Origin of the sequence: Labedella phragmitis (assembly GCF_004078635.1) — a bacterium.
GTDB classification, from domain to species: Bacteria; Actinomycetota; Actinomycetes; order Actinomycetales; family Microbacteriaceae; genus Labedella; species Labedella phragmitis.
In genome coordinates this window covers 1-570 of record NZ_RZNB01000016.1, presented here as the reverse complement: position 1 = coordinate 570, position 570 = coordinate 1, and the positions used below count along the sequence as shown (strand labels likewise).

The following is a 570-nucleotide window of genomic DNA, read 5'->3' as shown; positions in this document are numbered from 1 at the left end:
GTACTCTGTAGAGATTCCCATTGTATATGTCCATGGTTAAAATCTCCCATAATAATGCAGTCCCGTTTGCTCACTTCTTTTATAGCCGTTTGTATTTTTTCATTATCTTCTATGCTTATGTTTGGACTTCGATATACTAACCCTACTGTTAACGTTGAGTTTCCGGTAACTATGTTACACCAAACAGCTTCTTCACAATCTGCTTCTTTTTCTAATATTATTTCATAAGCCTGAATGGATTCTTTAATATACAAAATAACTCCACCTCCCCTTCTTCCTATTCTGTCTTTCCTAAACATTACGTAGCCAGGCAGTCCCAGTTCGGCATCTGATATCTCTTTGTTGGCCCATGATTCAGTTATCCCTATAATGTGAGGGTCAGTATCTTCTACCATAATGTTTAGTTCATTTCTTTTGTTTACTATGCTCCTTGCATTTAAGCAAACACATTTATACCCGGCTTCAGTACAGTTTTCCAGGCTGACCTTTGCTGGTTTATTTGTGCTAACATTTCCTATGCCTCCATTATCATACTTCTCTGTGAATCCCCCCTGCTCATCTAGTTTAAAT

General features: G+C 37.5%; 1 protein-coding gene. It reads right to left on the bottom strand.

Annotated features, from left to right (window positions below):
- Positions 1–570: endonuclease/exonuclease/phosphatase family protein (locus ELQ90_RS16465; protein WP_133425029.1), on the bottom strand; the 570-nt coding region annotated here is incomplete at both ends.